Here is a 17,756-nt window from a genome sequence, read left to right on the forward strand (position 1 = left end):
TTTCATGACCAGAACGTCAAAAAAAACAGCTGAGTTGATGAAGCTTCTTGGCACCTTCGACCGAGTTGTTTCTCTCTTGGCTAGTTATCAACACCCTATGCTGTTGAGGTTTAAGGAGTCCTGGGAGGTTGGTCGAAAAAAGTACTCTCAAGGACTGTCCGAGGGTGTATCTGCTTCAACTTTGGCTGAGGGAGTAAGGCAAGGGCTCCGAGGGACTAGTGATTTCATGAGTTACATACCGATCGCTGAAAGAAGGGATTTTATAAAAAAATACAACCAAATCATCACAAATGATTTTCCTGACTTCTTTGATAAGGATAGGAAGAAGCTAGATGCCATTCTGAAAAGGGGGGGAATCAGGAGCGAAAATGAATACTATCTCGCAGAGTTATTTTTTGAGCGATTGCATGAAGCGAATCCCGATGGCGAAGAATCAATCGCTTTGCGTCGAATTATGGATGAGTTTGAGGCTAGTGATTTTCGCGGCTAACGCAATGGCGCCATGGCGACGAATGTGAACGAACTACGGTTTCGTATAAATTCATCATGAACTAACTCTAGGCGGAAAGAGGTTGCAGAGATTTCGTTCGCGTTAGAATGCATTTATTTAACATTTTATCTTCTGCCTGAGGATAAATTTTCACTGTATCTGGAAGTATTGTCGGATCCTCTAATTTTCTCTGGGCAAGGTATATGGGATTAATTTATGGAATGAGTAATGACTTCGAGAGGATCGCCATCGATCAAAAAGGCATCTTGTTGGAAGCCTTGGTTAATAAATCAAAAGGTTATGGCGATGAGAATCTGTGCTTCTCTGTTGTGGGGATATGATCGCTCGAAAGTACTCTGTCCAAGTTGCACTGGACGCTTTCCGCCGAATGTGGGCCTCGGATGAAAAAGGCTCCCGATTCATTGCTCAATTCGGCGCATGTTCTATCCCTTTCTCTGCCAAAGCGCGAGGCGGAGCGCCAGCACATGCCGCGCATCAAGGCGCTGGATAACTTGCTCAAGCAATACGCCGGCACCCACTACCAGTACGACGCGCGCGGTAACCTCAGCAAGCGCTGGCACCAGGGCAAGGAAAGCCGCTACACCTGGGACTTGTTCGACCGCCTCACGCATTTCGAAGACGAGCGACTGCAGGCCGACTACAGCTACGACGCTTTGGGCCGGCGGCTGACAAAGTACAGCAAGGCGCACTACGAGGAACGTAGAGAAGCAGGGCCGCACTGGAACCGCGCCGAGCGGGTGAAGCGCAACCGCGAGTTGCAATGCGGCTTCACGCTGTACGAGTGGGACGGCGACACAATGGCCTGGGAAAGCAAGATCGCCGACGAAGATGGCTTTGGCGCGCGCACCACGCACTACGTGTACGAGCCGGGCAGTTTTGTGCCAGTGGCGCAGGCCGTGCGTGACGACGCCATCCTTCTGCATGACCAGCCCGAGTACGGCGACTACTACCGGCGGGACGAAGACCCGCTGTGGCTACCGCCACCACCCGCGCCGGCCATCAATAGTCTGGCGTGGTACCAGTGCGACCATCTGGGCACGCCGCAGGAACTGACGGACGAGCACAGCGAGATTGCCTGGGGCGCGGTCAAGGAAGTGATCCGCAAGGCATCCGATGGGCGCGTGGAATTGCGCAACCCGATCCGGTTCCAGGGGCAGTACCATGACCACGAGACGGAGCTGCACTACAACCGATACCGGTACTACGATCCGGAAGTGGGCCGGTTCGTGAGCAAGGACCCGATGAGGTTGGCCGCTGGTATAAACCCGCACGCATACGCGCCCAACCCCGTCAGGTGGGCTGACCCTTTGGGCCTCGACTACGGAATTGGCATTGATCCCGCGGCAGCCGGTGGGAACGGGCACGCGACACTCTATTTCCTGAATGAGCGTGGAGCTTGGTTCGCTTTCAACCAAGGCGCTGCTGGCGAAACATCGTCTGGCGGGAACATCGGATTCTTGACGGGTTCAAATGCGCCTGCCGGTGTTAGCATCGAAGCCATTGCAATGCCGCCGGATGGGACGCTTATGTACAAAACCACAACAGATCAAGACAGGGCAATTGCCATGTGCGCCAATGGATCAATGGATGCTCACAATTCTGGTGAACGCAAATACAATCTTTATAGAAATAATTGCAAAGACTTGGTGGTTGATGTGTTGGGCTGTGCCGGCATAAATGTCCCAAATCCAACGTTCACATTTAGACCTAACTCGTGGATAAAGCTTCTTTATCCAAAAAAGTGATGCCTAGTAGAAAACCATCTTGGATCGCCGTATCTTTTGTGTTCTTCTTCCTCGCGCCATCGGCATCTGGATATTCTGAAGAGGTGAGCATGCTGCAGTCCACGGAAAAATTTGGCAGAACAGAAATTCATGTCGAGATAGAGGGCGGAAAAGCATATCGAGAAGCCGAAATAGATAAGGCGCTGGTATACGGGAAAATGAGGATAGGTGATTCAAGTGCCGGTGCGATCAACATAAAAGTCAACCTCACTTGTGTATCAATATCGATTAATCAAGTTCGGAGTGAGAGAATTTATATCGACAGCGTGGCGCATATTCTTCCGGAAAATTATTTGATGAATAACGGCGAGGCCAAAGTGTATTGGAAAATGGAAAGGTTTGTGGACGTCGGCAAATCGAACGGGTCACTTTCAATCAGTTTAAAGAAGGGTTGTGCGCTATTTCCATCCAGATGACGCGGTAACGGCGCTGCATTCCAACCGGTACCGGTACTGCGATCCGGAGGGAGGCGGAGCGGTTTGTTAGCGAGGAGCCGATCGGATACGCCGGAGGCATCAATGTCTACGGCTATGCAAATGGAAAGCCGGTAAGCGATGTCGATCTTATTGGTTTGGCTGCTTGCAATGTGCTATTTCCAAGCCGGGGCCTTCTGGCCTGTCAGAGCCTCGTACCGATCCCGTGCATGCCGATTCGCTCGAGCACTTCGATCGTGTGCTCGGCGCGATCCGGTTGATCGACGGGATCGCGAATACCGAGACGAGTATCTTGCTGTCGACGCACAAGGCGTGACGCGGGCGGCGCCTGCGTCAGCCCGTGTTCGGGGTGGGGCGGGCGTCAGGCGCCAGGCATCAGGCGAGTGACGCCGGTTCCGGAAACACCGGCTCGCCCAGCGTCAGCATCAACCGGTTCGCCCACGCGAAGATCGCGACCGCGTGCGACAGGTCGAGAATCTCCTCATGGGTCAGCCCTTCGGCTTGCAGCGCGGCGATATCGCGCGCATCGACCGTTTCGGGCCGCTCCGTCAGTGCGATCGCATAACGCACGATCGCGCGTTCGCGCGCCGTCGTGCCGGCCGTCGCCGGATCGTCGAATACCTGCTCGATCACGTCGGTGCGTTTCGCGAGCTGCGCAAAGCGCTGCGCATGCACGGATGCGCAATACACGCAGCCGTTCACGCGCGACACGGCCGTGCTGGCGAGTTCGCGCTCGGCGCGCGACAGCCCGCCGGGGCCGTACATGATCGCGTTGAACACGCCCGAGCGTTGCCGCAGGATCTCGGGCAGATGGACGAGCAGCAGGTAATAGTCGGATGTCTTCGCTTGCGGGTGGCTCGCGTCGAGCACGGCCAGCTGCTCGGGCGTCGCGGCATCGAGCGAAACGATGTCGAGCCACGCACGCCAGCCGAGCGTGTCGGACGTGAAGCCGTGGGCGGTCGTCGTCATGCGGCCTCCGTTGCAGTGCGTGCCTGAAGCGCCTGCGCGGCAACGGCGACGCGCAACTGGTACGCGACGAACGCCACGAGCTGCGACAGCGCGACGATCGCGGGCGTCGTGAGCCCGGCCGACTTCAGCGCGTCGAGATCGGACGGGCGCGCATCGACAGGGGCGAGCGTCAGCAGGCGCGCATGCGCCAGGATCGCGCCGATGCGTCGAGGCAGCGCGTCGAACGCATCGACACCCGCGCGAGCGATATCGTCGAGCGTGCCGCCCGCGTCGATCAGCCGCGCGCGATAGGTATCGGTCAATGCCGGCGCCTTCGATTTGTGCGCGACATACCGGGCCGTGTGCAGTCTTTCGATTAACGAAAGATCGGGCAGCGCGGGATCGAACAGGGCAGCCTCGCTCAGCCGCGTATGAAGCAGCACCTTCTCGCGTGCGCGGCGCAGTGCGGCGATCGCGTCGCCGTCGTGCAGGCCGGCCACCGCATCGATCGTGTCCGGCGCATCGGCCGGCGTGATGGATTCAGTCATCGTTCAGGATTCCTTGGTCGTTTATGTGGTCGATGGGCGAGCGCTCATGCATCGGCGTCGCGCCATTCGTCGCCTTGCAGTTCCGCGTTCGCGTATGCGACGAGCGCGTCGTAGTGGCGATCGCGATCCGCATCGAACAGCCGGCTCGCGATGCCGCGCGCGAGCCGCTCGGCGCCCGCGCTGATCGCCGGGATATCGCCTGACAGCTTGCCGTGGCTCAGGCTCGCCGCATGGTTGAAGCAATGGATTCGCGTGACGGCCGGGCATGCACCGGGCTCGCGTTCCTGGAACGAGAATGCGGGGCCGAGATCGGGCGATTCCGCGAGTTCGTCGAGCCACAAACCCCATGCCGGCCGATAACGATCCTTCCAGCGCCGCACGTGCGAGCCGAACGACGCGAATTCCGTACGTGTCGTCCAGTCCGAATGAAAGCCCGTCGCGAAGATCAGGAAATCGACGGTGTAGCGCCCGCGCGGCGTCGTCACGTCGAGGCCGTCCGCATGTTCGGCGAGCGTCTCGATCGGGCTGCCCGCATGAAAATGCGCATGCTCGTGACGCGACACGCGCAGCACGCTGTCGCGCGGCGGCGGCGTCTGCGACGTCAGCGCGTAGTGCATGAAGCGCCACTTCGTCGCGTCGTCGAGATCGGCATAGCCGTGTACGAGCCCGGGGCTGCCGATGCCCGTCAGCTTGTTGATGCGCGGAATGTCCGCGCGGCGGAAGAACAGGTCGACGCGCGCGGCGCCGGCTTCGAGCGCGGTACCTGCGTTGTCGAACGCGGACGCGCCCGCGCCGACCACGCCGATGCGCTTGCCCGCGAGCGCCGCGAAGTCGATCGGCTCGGACGAATGGGCCCAACGCGCGCGCGGCGCGCGGTGCGCGACGGGCGGCACGTACGGGCCGCCGAGCCCGTCGCGGCCGGTCGCGAGCACGACGTGCCGCGCGAGCAGCGTCTGCGCTTCGCCGTTGCTGTGCACGTCGAGCGCGAGCAGGCCGTCGTCGCGCGGGCGCAGCGCGACGAGCGTGGTGTCGTTGCGCACCGGCAGGTCGAGCACGCGCCGGTACCAGCGCAGGTAATCCATCCATTGCGTGCGCGGAATCTTGTAGAGCGCGTCCCATGCATCGCGGCCGTATTGCGCTTCGAACCAGGCGCGGAACGTCAGCGCGGGCAGGCCGAGCGCAGGGCCCGCGAGCTGCTTCGGCGAGCGCAGCGTGTCCATCCGCGCGAACGTGACCCATGGCCCTTCGTAACCGGCCGGCGCGCGGTCGATCACGCACTGGTTGTCGATGCCGAGCAGGCGCAGTTCGGCCGCCGCCGCGAGCCCGGCCATGCCGCCGCCGACGATCGCGACGTCGAGCACGCGTGTGCCGTCGGCTTCGCGCGGCGGCACCCACGACGGCGCGGGCAGGTCGAGCCAGCGCAGGTCTTGAGCGAGCCGGGTTTCGAGTGCGTGGAGTGCATCGGGGGGCATCGTCATGCGGCCTCCGGGCGCGTGCGGCGCGATCGTGTCGTGCGTGGCGGGCTGGAAGGGCGTGAAGGATTTGAAGGATTCGAAGGACGTGGCGGGCGCCCGGCACGCAGCCGGTCGCCGCGCAGCAGCGCGTCGTGCGCGGCGGCCTCGTGAAAGATCACGTCGTCGAGCAGGGTGCGCGTCGTACGGTGCAGCGCGTCGAGCAGCGCATCGACGGCCGCCGTGCGCGCCTTGCCGGCCGGCGTCGCGACGCCGAACGCGAACGGGATGTCGACGTCGAGCGGGCGGGCGACGACGCCGTCCACCGGCAGTGCGACACCGGTGGCCGGATCGACGATGCCGATCCCGATGCCGGCACGCGCGGCCATCACCGCATTCAGCGACGCATTGGTTTCGATGAAGACGCGTGCGTCGACCCGCGCGGCCGCGAATGCCGCATCGATCCGCTGGCGCAGCCGGTGCCGGTTCGCGACCGTCACGATGCGGCGGCGCGCGAGATCGCGCAGCGCGATGCGCGGCTGCGCCGCGAGCGGGTCGCCGGCGGGCAGCACGGCGACGCACGGCGTCTGCGCGATCCAGTGCACGTCGAGCCCCGCATGCGCCATCGGCAGCGTGACGACGCCGATGTCGGCCGTGCCGGCCAGCACCTCGTGCACGACATGCTCGGCCGATTCGCTGCGCAACTGGTAGTGCGGCGCCTGCGCGCCGTCGGGCAGGCCCGCGAGCGCGGCCGGCACGAGCGTCGCCGCGAGCGAAGGCGTCGCCGCGATGCGCACGGGTTCGGCGGTTTCGTCGCCGAGCGCCCGTGCGCGTGCCTCGATCGCACGCAGGCCGACCAGCGAGCGCTCGACTTCCTCGTAGAGCAGGAACGCACGCCGTGTCGGCGTGACGCGCGGGCCGTGCCGGTCGAACAGCGCGTAGCCGAGATCGGCTTCGAGCTCCTGGATCTGCCGCGTGACGGCCGGCTGCGAGCGGCCGAGCAGTTCGCCCGCGCCGGTCACGCTGCCGGTCGACATGACCGCGGAAAACGCTTCGAGTTGATGCAGCTCCATGACACCTTCCGATGATGCGATTTGCGCATTGTAGAAGTGTGAGCATGCGTGATTCATATAATGAATTTTGCTATCGACAGCGCGAAAACTGCGAAGCGCAGGATCGTCGCGATGGCCGGACGGGCGCGCGGGCACATCGGTGGCGACGCGTGACGTACCGGAAACGCCAATCGAATCAACGCGATGCGATGCGTGCCGCCTCATCGCGCGCGGCAGCGCGTGCAGGCGGCCGTTCGCGGGCGTCGCCGGCTTCGCGCCGCGCCCGATATCGATATACGCAAAACTTCGTTGGATCGTCCTGAACCGGATGGTTACATGCCCTCACTCTTTTCGACTGACTGAAGCTGGGGGACGCATGAACGTTTCGGGGAACGACGCACGCGGCGCATGGCGGCGCGTGCTGGGCACGGTGGCGGCGCTCGCTGCCGCATGGGGCTTGTCGACGGGCGGCGCGCTCGCCGCGGGCGTATCGGGCGAGCCGGTGGTGATCGGCGTGAGCGGGCCGCTCACGGGCCAGGACGCGCAATACGGCGAGCAATGGAAGCGCGGCTTCGATCTCGCGCTCGACGAGATCAACGGCAGCGGCGGCATCCATGGCCGGCCGCTCGCGATCGACTTCCAGGACAGCCGGAGCGACCCGCGCCAGGCCGTCGCGATCGCGCAGAAGTTCGTCGCCGATCCGCGCATCGCGATCGAGCTGGGCGACTTCTCCAGCGCGACGTCGATGGCCGCATCGCCGATCTACCAGCGCGGGCAGCTGATCCAGTTCGGCTTCACGAACTCGCACCCGGACTTCACGAAGGGCGGCGATTATCTGTGGAGCACCGCGCTGAGCCAGGCCGAGGAGCAGCCGCTGCTCGCGCGCTACGCGGTGAAGGAGCTCGGCTTCAAGCGGATCGCGGTGCTGTACCTGAACACCGACTGGGGGCGCACCAGCAAGGACATCTTCGCGAAGGCGGTGGCCGGGCTCGGCGCGCAGGTCGTCGCGGCCGAAGGCTACCAGCCGGCGGAGAAGGATTTCCGTTCGACGCTCGTGCGCATCGGCGAATCGAAGCCCGATTCGATCGTGCTGATCTCGTACTACGCGGACGGCGCGCAGATCGTGCGGCAGGCGCGCACGTCGGGCGTCACGCTGCCGATCGCGGCGGTCGGCTCCGTGTATTCGCCGAAATTCCTGGAGCTGGGCGGCGCGGCCGTCGACGGTGTGTATACCGAATCGAACTTTTTCCCGGCCGAACCGCGCCCCGAGGTGCAGGCGTTCGTGCAGCGCTATCGCGCGAAATTCCATGCCGATCCCGATTCGTTCGTCGCGCGCGCATACGACGCGCTGATCCTGTCGGCGGAAGTGCTGCGCCGCTACGGCACGACACGCCAGGCCGCGCACGACGGCTTCGCGAAAATCAGCGACGTGCCGAGCGTGATCTTCGGCAAGGTGCGCTTCGATCCGCAGACGCGCCGCGTCGCGGGCGCGCGCACCGTGTATCTCGTCGTGAAGCAGGGGCAGTGGGCGCTGTGGGACGGCGCGAAACCGCAGCTCGCGGCGCGCTGACCCCGAACCGCATGCACGTGACGGACGCATCGTGATGGCTTCCTGGCTCGACTACACGCTCAACGGCCTCATCGTCGGCAACATCTACGCGCTGCTCGCGGTCGGGCTCGCGTTGATCTTCGGCGTGTCGCACCTGATCAACTTCGCGCATGGCTCGGTGTACATGGTCGGCGCATTCATCGGCTGGCTGTGCCTGACGCGCTTCGGGCTGCCGCTGCCGGTCGCGCTCGCGGCGGTCGTCGTCGGCTGCGGCGCGCTCGGCGTCGCGATCGAGCGGATCGGGCTGCGGCCGCTGCGCCACGCGGCGCGCATCGCGCCGCTGCTCGCGACGATCGGCATCAGCTTCATCCTCGACCAGCTCGCGCAGCTCGCCTTCGGCGCGGACCCGCGTGCGGTGCCGACGCCGCTGCCGGACTGGCATCTGCGCATTGCCGGCGCGACGCTCGGCTCGCTCGACCTGCTGATCGCGGGCATCGGCATCGCGGCGGCCGCGCTGCTGTACGGCTTCCTGCGCTTCACGCGGCTCGGCTGGGCCGTGCGCGCGACCGCGCAGGATCGCGACGCGGCGCTGCAGATGGGCGTCGACGTCGACCGCGTGAACCAGACCGTGTTCGCGATCGCGTGCGCGCTCGGCGGCGTGAGCGGGCTGCTGGTCGGCATGTACTACAACAGCATCGATCCGGCGATGGGCTTCCAGGCAACGCTGAAGGGCGTCGTCGCGCTGCTGATCGGCGGGCTCGGCAACGTGCCGGGCGCGATCGCCGGCAGCCTGCTGCTCGGTCTCGTCGAAAGCTACGGCGTCGCGCTGTTCGGCACGAGCTACCGCGACCTGTTTGCGTTCGGGCTGCTGATCGTGTTCCTCGTGTGGCGGCCGAACGGCCTGTTCAGTGGGAACCGCACGCTGCCGCCCGAGCCGATGACGGGCACCTTCCTCGCGGCCGCGAAGGCCGTGCGCGTGCCGCGTCCGGTGCTCGTCGCGCTGATCGCATTGGCCGCCGTGCTGCCGTGGCTCGGCGCGTCGCCGTACGTGCTGCAGACGCTGACCAACGCGTGGCTGTACGGGCTGCTCGCGCTGAGCCTCACGCTCGTCGCGGGCACGGTCGGCCAGATCTCGCTCGGCCACGCGGCGCTGCTCGTGATCGGTGCGTATGCGTCGGCGCTGCTGTCGTCGGATCTCGGCTGGTCGCCGGCCGTGACGATCCCGTGCGCGGGTGTCATCACGGCCGTGCTCGGCACGGTGCTCGTCTATCCGGCGTTTCGCCTGCGCGGGCACTACGTGTCGATCGCGACGCTCGGCATCGGCGAAGTGGTGAGCCTCGTGATCCTGAACTGGGATGGCCTCACGCGCGGCCCGCTCGGCATCACCGGCATCGCGCCGCTGCCGTGGGCGAGCACCGCGCGCGCCGCGTACTGGTTCACGTTCGCGGTGCTCGTCGCGTTCGCACTCGTGCAGGTGCGGCTGCTGCGCTCGCATCTCGGCCGCACGCTGCGCGCGGTGCGCGAGGACGACGTCGCCGCGCGCGCACACGGCATCGCGCCGAACCGCTACAAGGCGATCGCATTCGCGGTAGGCGGCGTCGCGGCCGGCGTGAGCGGCGGCATTGCCGCGCACCTGTACAGCTACATCAATCACCAGACCTTCGATTCGCAGGTGTCGATCCTCGCGCTGACGATGGTGATCCTCGGCGGGCTCGGCAACGTGCTCGGCGGCATCGTCGGCGCGATCGCGCTGATCGGGCTGCCGGAGCTGTTCCGCTGGGCGGCCGATTACCGGATGCTGATCTACGGCCTCGTGCTGCTGCTGCTCGTCCGGTTCCGGCCGCAGGGCCTGCTCGGCACGGTGTGAGGAGGAACGCGATGACCACCAATCGACCCTTGCTCGACGTGCAGGGCCTGACGCGCCGCTTCGACGGCGTGACCGCGCTCGACGGTGCGAGCCTGACACTCGCCGACGGCGAGTTGCTGAGCGTGATCGGCCCGAACGGCGCGGGCAAGTCGACGCTGTTCAACCTGATCGCGGGCACCGACCGGCCTGACGCCGGCCGTGTGACGTTCGACAGCCGCGATATCACGGGCACGGCGCCCGAGCGCCTCGCGGCGCTCGGCATCGCACGCACGTTCCAGCACGGCCGCGTGTTCGGCAACCTGAGCGTGCTCGACAACGTGCTGATCGGCGCGCATGCGCGGCTGCGTGCGGCGCGGCCGGGCTGGCCCGCGCTCGGCGCGGCGGCCGAGGTGTGGCGCGCGCTCGTGAGGCCCGCGTCGGTGCGACGCGAGGAAGCGGCGCTGCGCGACGAGGCGCGCGACATCATCGCCGGGTTCGGCGAACGGCTTACGCCGCGCATCGATCATCCGGCGCACAGCCTGTCGTATGCGAACCGGCGGCGCGTGGAGATCGGCCGCGCGCTCGCGCTGCATCCGCGCCTGCTGCTGCTCGACGAACCGACGGCCGGGATGAACGAGACGGAGACGGCCGAGATGCTGCAACTGATCCAGTCGCTGAAGGCGCGCGGCCTGACGATCCTGCTGATCGAGCACAAGCTCGAACTCGTGATGCGCGTGTCCGACCGCGTGATGGTGCTCGACAACGGCGTGAAGATCGCCGAAGGCGCGCCGCGTGACGTGCGGCACGATCCGCACGTGATCGAGGCATACCTCGGCCGCCGCCATGCGGGCGGTGCCGACGCGGTACACACCACGCAGGCGGCCGCATGACCGCGCTTGCTTCCGAATCCGACACGACCATGACCGATGCGCTGCTGAAACTCGAACACCTCGACACGTTCTACGGGCCCGTGCAGGTGCATTTCGACGTGAACTTCGAAGTCGGTCGCGGCCAGATCGTCAGCCTGCTCGGCGGCAACGCGAGCGGCAAGTCGACTACGATGAAGCTGATTCTCGGGCTGATGCGGCCGAAGCGCGGCATCGTGCGCTTCGACGGCGACGACGTGACGGCGCTCGCGACGCCGCAGCGCGTGCGGCGCGGGATCGCGGCCGTGCCCGAGGCGCGGCGGCTGTTCGGCGACATGAGCGTGCGCGAGAACCTGCTGATGGGCGCGTACACGCGCGGCGACCGCACGGCGGTGGCGGAGGACTATGCACGCGTGCTCGACCTGTTTCCCCGCGTGCGCGAGCGGCTGACGCAGCGGGCGGGCACGCTGTCGGGCGGCGAGCAGCAGATGCTGGCGATGGCGCGCGCGCTGATGGCGCGGCCGAAGCTGATCTGCATGGATGAACCGACGATGGGGCTGTCGCCGCTTTACGTCGACAAGGTGCTCGAACTGATCGACGCGATCAACAAGCAGGGCGTGACCGTGTTCATGGTCGAACAGAACGCGAGCCTCGCGCTGGAGATCGCGCATTACGGGTACGTGCTGCAGACCGGGCGCGTCGTGCTCGAAGGCCCGGCGAGGGCGTTGCTCGACGACGAGCGGATCAGGGACGCGTATCTGGGCGGCGAGGTCGCGGCCTGATCGCGCGATCCGGGCCGGGGGCGCGGCGGTGCATGGCCCGCCCGCGCACCCGCCGCTTCAACGGAAGATGAACGCGACGACCGCGTCGCAATGCGCATCGATCGCTTTCTCGTCGAGCGCGTCGATGCCGTGCGCGTAGCGCATTTCCGCGGTCAGCAGGTACGGCACCTGCGCGATCGCGGTAATCATGTACAGCAGCACGACCGGGTCGATCCGCGCGAGCCCGTCGGTCGTTTCGCTGACGTAGCGCACCAGCGGCACCGAGCGATCGTGGCGCGGCCGCACGAAGGTTTCCGCCATCCACTTCAGGCGTTCCGAATCGCGATTGGCCTCCTGCATCATCAGCCGCGCGTGCTCGGGGTGCGCCGCGCAATAGCGCACGTAGTTGCGGATGTACTGCTTGACGGCGTCGATCGAGAACGTGTCCGACGCCGGGTCGGGCAACGCGACGCCTTCCATGAACCGGTCGAACAGCTGCGTCACGCTGGCGCGCCACAGGTTCTCCTTGTTGCCGAAGTAGTAGCGGATCATCGCGTGGTTGACGCCTGCCGCGTCCGCGATGTCGCGCAGGCTGACCGCGTCGAAACCGCGGGTCGAGAACTGTTCGAGCGCGATCCCCAGAATGTCCGAACGGGTCTGCTCGCTGCGTTCCTGCTGTGCCTGCCGTGCAATCTGCATCTGTCCTGTCCTTGATCGAATCCCCGGATTGTGCCGTCCGCGCGGATCGGCCGCAACGGGCCGTCCCGACCCGCCGCCGCGCGCCGGGGGCGACCTCCTGGCCCGCCCGGGTCGGGGAAAACCCCGCCGTCGTTGCCGCCTTTACCCGCTTGACACTCACGCCCAAAACAATAATTATCCACTCGGATAATTATTTGGTGGAAACAGTTCGGCTGACGGTGCAAGCGTGGTGTCGGCCGGTCCCATTCATACGAAGTAACGCGTGATGACATCCTCGACTCGACTGCAGACCCCCATCGAATCCCCGGCCGCCGCGAGCATGGCGCCGGCGGATTGTCCCGACGCCCGTGCGCGGGAGACCGAAGCCCGCATGACCGACGACGAGCGGTTTTCGCTGCTCTACAGCCTGATGGTGCGCGTGTTCGGCCGCACCGGCCGCGAGCCGCGCGTGCCGGCCGACCTGCCCGTCATCGCCGGCTACGTTCCCGGCGTGCCGCGCCTCGGCGTGCCGGCGCTGAAGCTGGCCGACGCCAGCCTCGGCCTGCGTCATACCGAAACCGCGGACGAGCGCGCGACCGCGTTCCCGGCCGGGCTGGCGCTCGGCGCGACCTTCCATCCGGCGCTGGCGCGCATGATGGGCGCGGCGATCGGCAAGGAGGCACGCGCACGCGGCTTCAACGTGGCGCTGGGCGGCGGCATCAATCTGGTGCGCGACGTGCGCAACGGCCGCAATTTCGAATACGTATCGGAAGATCCGCTGCTGTCCGGGCGGATCGGCGGCTGCGTGGTGGCCGGCACGCAGCGCGAGGGCGTGATCGCGCTGCTCAAGCACGTGTCGCTCAATGCGAGCGAGACCAACAAGTTCTTCCTGAACGCCGTGATCGATCCGGATGCGCATCGCGAGAGCGACCTGCTCGCGTTCCAGATCGCGATCGAGGCGGGCGATCCCGGCGCGCTGATGACCGCGTACAACCGGGTCAACGGCGAGTACACGAGCGGCAACCGGCATCTGATGCAGGACGTCGTCAAGGACGCGATGGGCTTCAAGGGCTGGATCATGTCGGACTGGCGCGCGGTGTACGGCTGGGAGTCCGCGCTCGCGGGCCTCGACCAGCACTCGGGCGCGCAGCTCGACGAGGCCGAGTGGTTCAACGAGCCGCTGCGGCGCGCGTACGACGAAGGCAAGGTGCCGCCGGCGCGCATCGGCGAGATGGTGACGCGCATCCTGCGTTCCTGTTACGCGGTCGGCATCGATCGCGAGCGCGCGCCGGAGCCGGTCGATTTCGCCGCGCACGACGCGATCGCGCTGCAGATCGCCCGCGAGGGCATCGTGCTGCTGAAGAACGAACGCGAGGTGCTGCCGCTCGCGCAAACGGCGCGGCGCATCGCGGTGATCGGCGGTTTCGCGCAGGCGGGCGTGCTGTCCGGGTCGGGCTCCAGCCAGGTGATGCCGCACGGCGGTTATGCAGCGGTCGTGCCGATGCGCAGCCATCCGCTGCTCGGGCCGACCGCGATGTGCATCGGCGGTGCGTCGCCGCTCGCGGCGCTGCGTGCGCAACGGCCGGACGCGATCGTCGAATACGACAGCGGCGCGCACGTCGCGGACGCGGTCGCGCTCGCGCGCCGCGCCGACGTCGTGATCGTCAACGCGATCCGTCACGAAGGCGAGCGTTTCGATTGTCCGGACATGACGCTGCCGTTCGGCCAGGATGCGCTGATCGACGCGCTGGCGCGCGCGAACGCCAATACGGTCGTCGTGCTGCAGACCGGCAATCCGGTCGCGATGCCGTGGAGCGGCGAAGTCGCCGCGATCGTGCAGGCGTGGTATCCGGGGCAGGCGGGCGCGCAGGCGATCGCCGAGATCCTGACGGGCCGCGTCAATCCGTCGGGCCGGCTGCCGGTCACGTTCCCGGCCGATGTCGCGGATACGCCGCATCCGGCGCTGCCGGGTGCCGATGTCGAACTCGGCACGCCGATCGACGTGCACTACCACGAGGGCGCGGAGGTCGGTTATCGCTGGTTCGCGAAGACGGGGCGGCCGCCGCGTTTCGGCTTCGGTTTCGGGTTGAGCTATACGCGCTTCGCGTACGACGACCTGCGGCTCGAAGGCGGCGACACGGTAACGGCGCGTTTCACGGTGACCAACACGGGCACGCGCGACGGCGACGACGTGCCGCAGCTCTACCTGACGGATGCATGCGGCGAGTCGCGCATGCGGCTGCTCGGTTTCGAGCGCGTGACGCTGCGCGCGGGCGAATCCGTCCGTGTGTCGCTGAAGGTCGATCCGCGCCTGCTGGCCCGGTTCGACGGACAGGCCGGACAGTGGCGGATCGACGGTGGCACGTATCGCATCGCGCTGGCGCATGCGGCGACCGATCACGCGATCGTCGGGGCGGTGCAGCTCGACGGGCGGGTGTTCGGGCGCTGAGCGGACGGCGGCGGACGATGAATGGAGAGATTATGGACGAATTGATGGTTGTATCGGCCCGCAAAACGGGCAACCGGTATCTCGGCGTGACGTTGACGGTCGCCTTCGTCGGCGTCTGGCTGGCGATGTTGCCGTATCCGATGGTGATCCTGCCGATGCTGGCGGAACGAATCTCGCCGACCGACAAGGCAGCCGTGCTGGCGCGGGCACTCGGCATCGGCTCGTTCATCGGCCTGATCGCGCAGCCGATCTTCGGTGTGCTGAGCGATCACACGCGCTCGCGCTGGGGCATGCGCAAGCCGTGGATCCTGGGCGGCATGCTGGGCGGGCTCGGTGCGATGGCCGTCATGGCGACCGCTCGCACGCCCGCGCAGCTCGCGCTCGGATGGGGGCTGATGGCGTTGACCTTCAATTCGACCTTGAGCGGTCTCAACGCGGTGCTGCCGGATCAGGTCCGCTCCGAAAAGCTCGGCGTCTATTCGTCGCTCGTCGGATTCACGCCGCCGATCGGTGTGTTGCTGGGCGTCGGGATCGCGAGGCAACTGGCGCCCGACCTCGTTTCGATCGCGCTGGTACAGGGGGCGATCGCGCTGGTGGCGATTGTCTGCTTCGTCATGCTGACCAACGACCGGAAGCTGGATGCCGGCCACGTGAAACCGCTGCAGTGGCGGCAACTGGCGGCGAGTTTCTGGACCAATCCGGTCAGGCATCCCGACTTCGCGATCGCGTGGCTGTCGCGTGCGCTGGTGCTGTTCGGCGTGAGCAGCCTGCAGTACTACCTGCTGTTCTATCTGCGCGACCGGATCGGCCTGTCGACGAAAGAGACGCCGCACGCGATGTTCCTGTGCCTGCTGGTGGCCACGACGGCCATGACGGCCAGCGCACTGGTGTTCGGTCGCCTGTCGGATCGGCTGCGGCGCCGCAAGGTCTTCGTGATCGGGGCCGGCATCGGGATGGCGCTCGGGTTTCCGGTGCTCCTGTTCTGCACGACGTTCCCGCAATTGCTGGCCGTGATCGCGTGGATCGGCGTGGCGCAGGGCGCGTATCTGGCCGTCGACCTCGCGCTGGTGACCGAAGTGCTGCCCGATCGTAATGCCGCGGCAAAGGACATGGGCGTGTTCCATCTCGCGAACGTCGTGCCGCAGTTGTCCCTGTCCCTTCTCGCCACCTGGCTGACGGGGCCGGGCGGTGCGATCCGCTTCGACGCGCTGTTCATCGCGGCAAGTTGCGCGGTGTTGCTCGGCGGGATCGTCATCGCCGCGATCAGGTCGGTTCGTTGACCTCGACGCGTATTTTTCCAACGGATATTTCATGACCACGAAGCCCAATTTCGTCATCATCGTCGCGGACCAGTTGCGTGCCGACTGCGTTCACGCGGTCCATCCCGCGACGCCCGTCCTCACGCCGAACCTCGACCGGCTCGCCGCCGGCGGCGTCGCATTCACGCAGGCATTCGGACAACACAGTGTCTGTTCGCCGTCGCGCGTGTCGTTCCTGTCGGGACAGTATCCGCACGTGGCCGGCCATCGCACGCTCGGTTACCTGCTGGGGCCGGACGAGCCGAATTTCCTGCGCGTCTTCAAGGAAAACGGCTATCACGTCGCGATGGCAGGCGGTCGCGGCGACTCGTTCGCGCCCGGCGCGACCGAGCGTTCGGCGCACGAGTATGGCTTCCTGCCGGAGGAGACGCGGCGAAGCGCGGCGGAATTCCTGCAGAGCAAGACAAAGGGAGACCCTGCCGACCCGATGGTGCGTGCGTTCTTTCGGGGGCAGCGTTCGAAGGAGCAGGCGGCGATCGAATACGACGAAGTGGTGATCCGCACGGCGGAGCATTGGCTTGCCGCTCCGCCTCGCGAGCCGTGGGTGCTGTATGTCCCGCTGTTCGCGCCGCATCCGCCGTTCGAAGCGGAGGAACCGTGGTTCTCGATGTACGACCGCGCCGCGGTGCCCGAGCGCGCCGTCGGCAGTGGCCGGATGCCGGCGTATGTCGATGCGCTGTCCAGCGCGCATGGATGGGACCAGCTGACCGATGCGCAATGGCGGGAACTGCGCGCCGTGTACTACGGCATGGTGTCGAGACTCGATCATCATGTCGGCCGCGTGATGGACGCGGCTGCCCGGGCCACGGAGCCGGAGCGCCTGATCACCACGTTCTTTTCGGACCACGGTGAATACCTCGGGGATTTCGGGCTCGCCGAGAAGTGGCCGTCGGGCGTGCACGAATGCCTGTTGCGCAATCCGCTGATCGTATCGGGCGCGTCCGGGCCTGACGTGGCCGGCACGACCTCGAGCGCAATGGTCGAGATGATCGACGTGTTTCCCACGCTGCTCGAGCTGGCGGGGCTGGAAGCGACGCATGCGCACTACGGGAAGAGCTTCGCACCCTGCCTTCGGGCGGCCGGAGAGACGCATCGGGAGCAGGTGTTCAGCGAGGGCGGCTTTCTGACCCGGGAAGTCGACCATTTCGAGCAGGCCGGCTTTCCGTACGACATCAAGGCGAAGCTGCAAAGCGGGCAACCGGAAACCGTGGGCAAGGCCGCTGTCATCCGGACGCCGGAATGGACGTATGTGTGGCGCCTTTACGAGGCGCCCGAGCTGTATCGGCGCACGACCGATCCGAGCGAGACGACGAACCTGGCCGGCCAGCCGGAGTATGCCGACATCGAGGCGGGGCTGCTGGAGCGCCTGTTGCGCTGGCAAGTCGAGACGGCTGACGTCCTGCCCGCCGCGAAAGGCTCCCGTTTCCCGCCGGTCGATTTGCCGCGACCCGGCGAGTGGCGCGCGCAGGAAGATCGATAGGCAATAACCGGGCGCGAAGGCGGTACGTTCACTACGCATTCGCGCCCGGCTCGCACAAGGCTCGGAGAAGCCAGGCGAGA

15 protein-coding genes and 1 pseudogene are annotated in these 17,756 nt (G+C 66.0%); 11 read left to right on the top strand and 5 right to left on the bottom strand.

Annotated features, from left to right (window positions below):
- Positions 1–4: 4 nt before the first annotated feature.
- The 4 genes and pseudogenes from AB3K92_RS10805 to AB3K92_RS10820 all read left to right on the top strand — a co-directional run.
- Positions 5–490, top strand: a complete 486-nt coding sequence (locus AB3K92_RS10805) for a hypothetical protein (RefSeq protein ID WP_369465020.1) — start codon at positions 5–7, stop codon at positions 488–490.
- Positions 491–891: 401 nt separating this feature from the next.
- Entirely contained in the window at positions 892–2,256 is a 1,365-nt protein-coding gene (locus AB3K92_RS10810; protein WP_369465021.1) for an RHS repeat domain-containing protein, read from the top strand.
- On the top strand, positions 2,226–2,711 hold the full coding sequence (locus AB3K92_RS10815; RefSeq protein WP_369465022.1) for a hypothetical protein: 486 nt from the start codon (positions 2,226–2,228) through the stop codon (positions 2,709–2,711). Before AB3K92_RS10810 ends, AB3K92_RS10815 begins: the two co-directional genes overlap by 31 nt.
- A 223-nt stretch (positions 2,712–2,934) precedes the next feature.
- Positions 2,935–3,045 (top strand): annotated as a pseudogene (locus tag AB3K92_RS10820) (Lrp/AsnC ligand binding domain-containing protein); the annotation flags it as partial.
- Between the two features lie 59 nt (positions 3,046–3,104).
- Here AB3K92_RS10820 and AB3K92_RS10825 read toward each other — a convergent pair.
- From AB3K92_RS10825 to AB3K92_RS10840, 4 genes are read right to left on the bottom strand one after another with little or no spacing between them, the layout of a single operon-like run.
- Positions 3,105–3,698 carry a peroxidase-related enzyme gene (locus tag AB3K92_RS10825; protein WP_175891058.1) on the bottom strand — a complete coding sequence of 198 codons (594 nt, stop codon included), beginning with the start codon at positions 3,696–3,698 and terminating at the stop codon, positions 3,105–3,107.
- Positions 3,695–4,225 (bottom strand): CMD domain-containing protein, encoded by a 531-nt coding sequence (locus AB3K92_RS10830; protein ID WP_369465023.1) that lies wholly within the window; start codon positions 4,223–4,225, stop codon positions 3,695–3,697. The genes AB3K92_RS10825 and AB3K92_RS10830 overlap by 4 nt, the downstream gene beginning before the upstream one ends.
- A gap of 44 nt (positions 4,226–4,269) precedes the next feature.
- Positions 4,270–5,703 carry an NAD(P)-binding domain-containing protein gene (locus tag AB3K92_RS10835; protein ID WP_369465024.1) on the bottom strand — a complete coding sequence of 478 codons (1,434 nt, stop codon included), beginning with the start codon at positions 5,701–5,703 and terminating at the stop codon, positions 4,270–4,272.
- The gene (locus tag AB3K92_RS10840) at positions 5,700–6,749 is read right to left on the bottom strand and encodes a LysR family transcriptional regulator (RefSeq protein ID WP_059676773.1); all 1,050 of its coding nucleotides are present in this window, start codon (positions 6,747–6,749) and stop codon (positions 5,700–5,702) included. Before AB3K92_RS10840 ends, AB3K92_RS10835 begins: the two co-directional genes overlap by 4 nt.
- Positions 6,750–7,104: 355 nt before the next feature.
- Here AB3K92_RS10840 and AB3K92_RS10845 point away from each other — a divergent pair, with 355 nt between their 5' ends.
- From AB3K92_RS10845 to AB3K92_RS10860, 4 genes are read left to right on the top strand one after another with little or no spacing between them, the layout of a single operon-like run.
- Entirely contained in the window at positions 7,105–8,298 is a 1,194-nt protein-coding gene (locus tag AB3K92_RS10845) for an ABC transporter substrate-binding protein (protein ID WP_021158383.1), read from the top strand.
- Positions 8,299–8,332: 34 nt separating this feature from the next.
- Positions 8,333–10,144 (top strand): ABC transporter permease, encoded by a 1,812-nt coding sequence (locus AB3K92_RS10850; protein WP_369465780.1) that lies wholly within the window; start codon positions 8,333–8,335, stop codon positions 10,142–10,144.
- Positions 10,145–10,155: 11 nt separating this feature from the next.
- Entirely contained in the window at positions 10,156–11,013 is an 858-nt protein-coding gene (locus AB3K92_RS10855; protein ID WP_059653840.1) for an ABC transporter ATP-binding protein, read from the top strand.
- A complete protein-coding gene (locus AB3K92_RS10860) occupies positions 11,010–11,771 on the top strand; it encodes an ABC transporter ATP-binding protein (protein ID WP_124625306.1) in 762 nt (253 codons plus the stop codon). Before AB3K92_RS10855 ends, AB3K92_RS10860 begins: the two co-directional genes overlap by 4 nt.
- 57 nt (positions 11,772–11,828) lie before the next feature.
- Here AB3K92_RS10860 and AB3K92_RS10865 read toward each other — a convergent pair whose 3' ends face one another.
- Entirely contained in the window at positions 11,829–12,449 is a 621-nt protein-coding gene (locus AB3K92_RS10865; RefSeq protein ID WP_021158387.1) for a TetR/AcrR family transcriptional regulator, read from the bottom strand.
- A 370-nt stretch (positions 12,450–12,819) separates the two neighbouring features.
- On the opposite strand from AB3K92_RS10865, the gene AB3K92_RS10870 reads away from it, so the two are divergent.
- The 3 genes from AB3K92_RS10870 to AB3K92_RS10880 are packed head-to-tail and all read left to right on the top strand — an operon-like array spanning position 12,820 to position 17,676.
- On the top strand, positions 12,820–14,877 hold the full coding sequence (locus tag AB3K92_RS10870) for a beta-glucosidase (protein ID WP_369465026.1): 2,058 nt from the start codon (positions 12,820–12,822) through the stop codon (positions 14,875–14,877).
- Between the two features lie 32 nt (positions 14,878–14,909).
- Positions 14,910–16,157 (top strand): MFS transporter, encoded by a 1,248-nt coding sequence (locus tag AB3K92_RS10875; protein ID WP_059512256.1) that lies wholly within the window; start codon positions 14,910–14,912, stop codon positions 16,155–16,157.
- A gap of 31 nt (positions 16,158–16,188) precedes the next feature.
- On the top strand, positions 16,189–17,676 hold the full coding sequence (locus tag AB3K92_RS10880) for a sulfatase-like hydrolase/transferase (RefSeq protein WP_369465027.1): 1,488 nt from the start codon (positions 16,189–16,191) through the stop codon (positions 17,674–17,676).
- Positions 17,677–17,756 lie beyond the last annotated feature (80 nt).

This window comes from Burkholderia sp. Bmkn7, assembly GCF_041103175.1.
Taxonomy (GTDB): domain Bacteria; phylum Pseudomonadota; class Gammaproteobacteria; order Burkholderiales; family Burkholderiaceae; genus Burkholderia; species Burkholderia cepacia.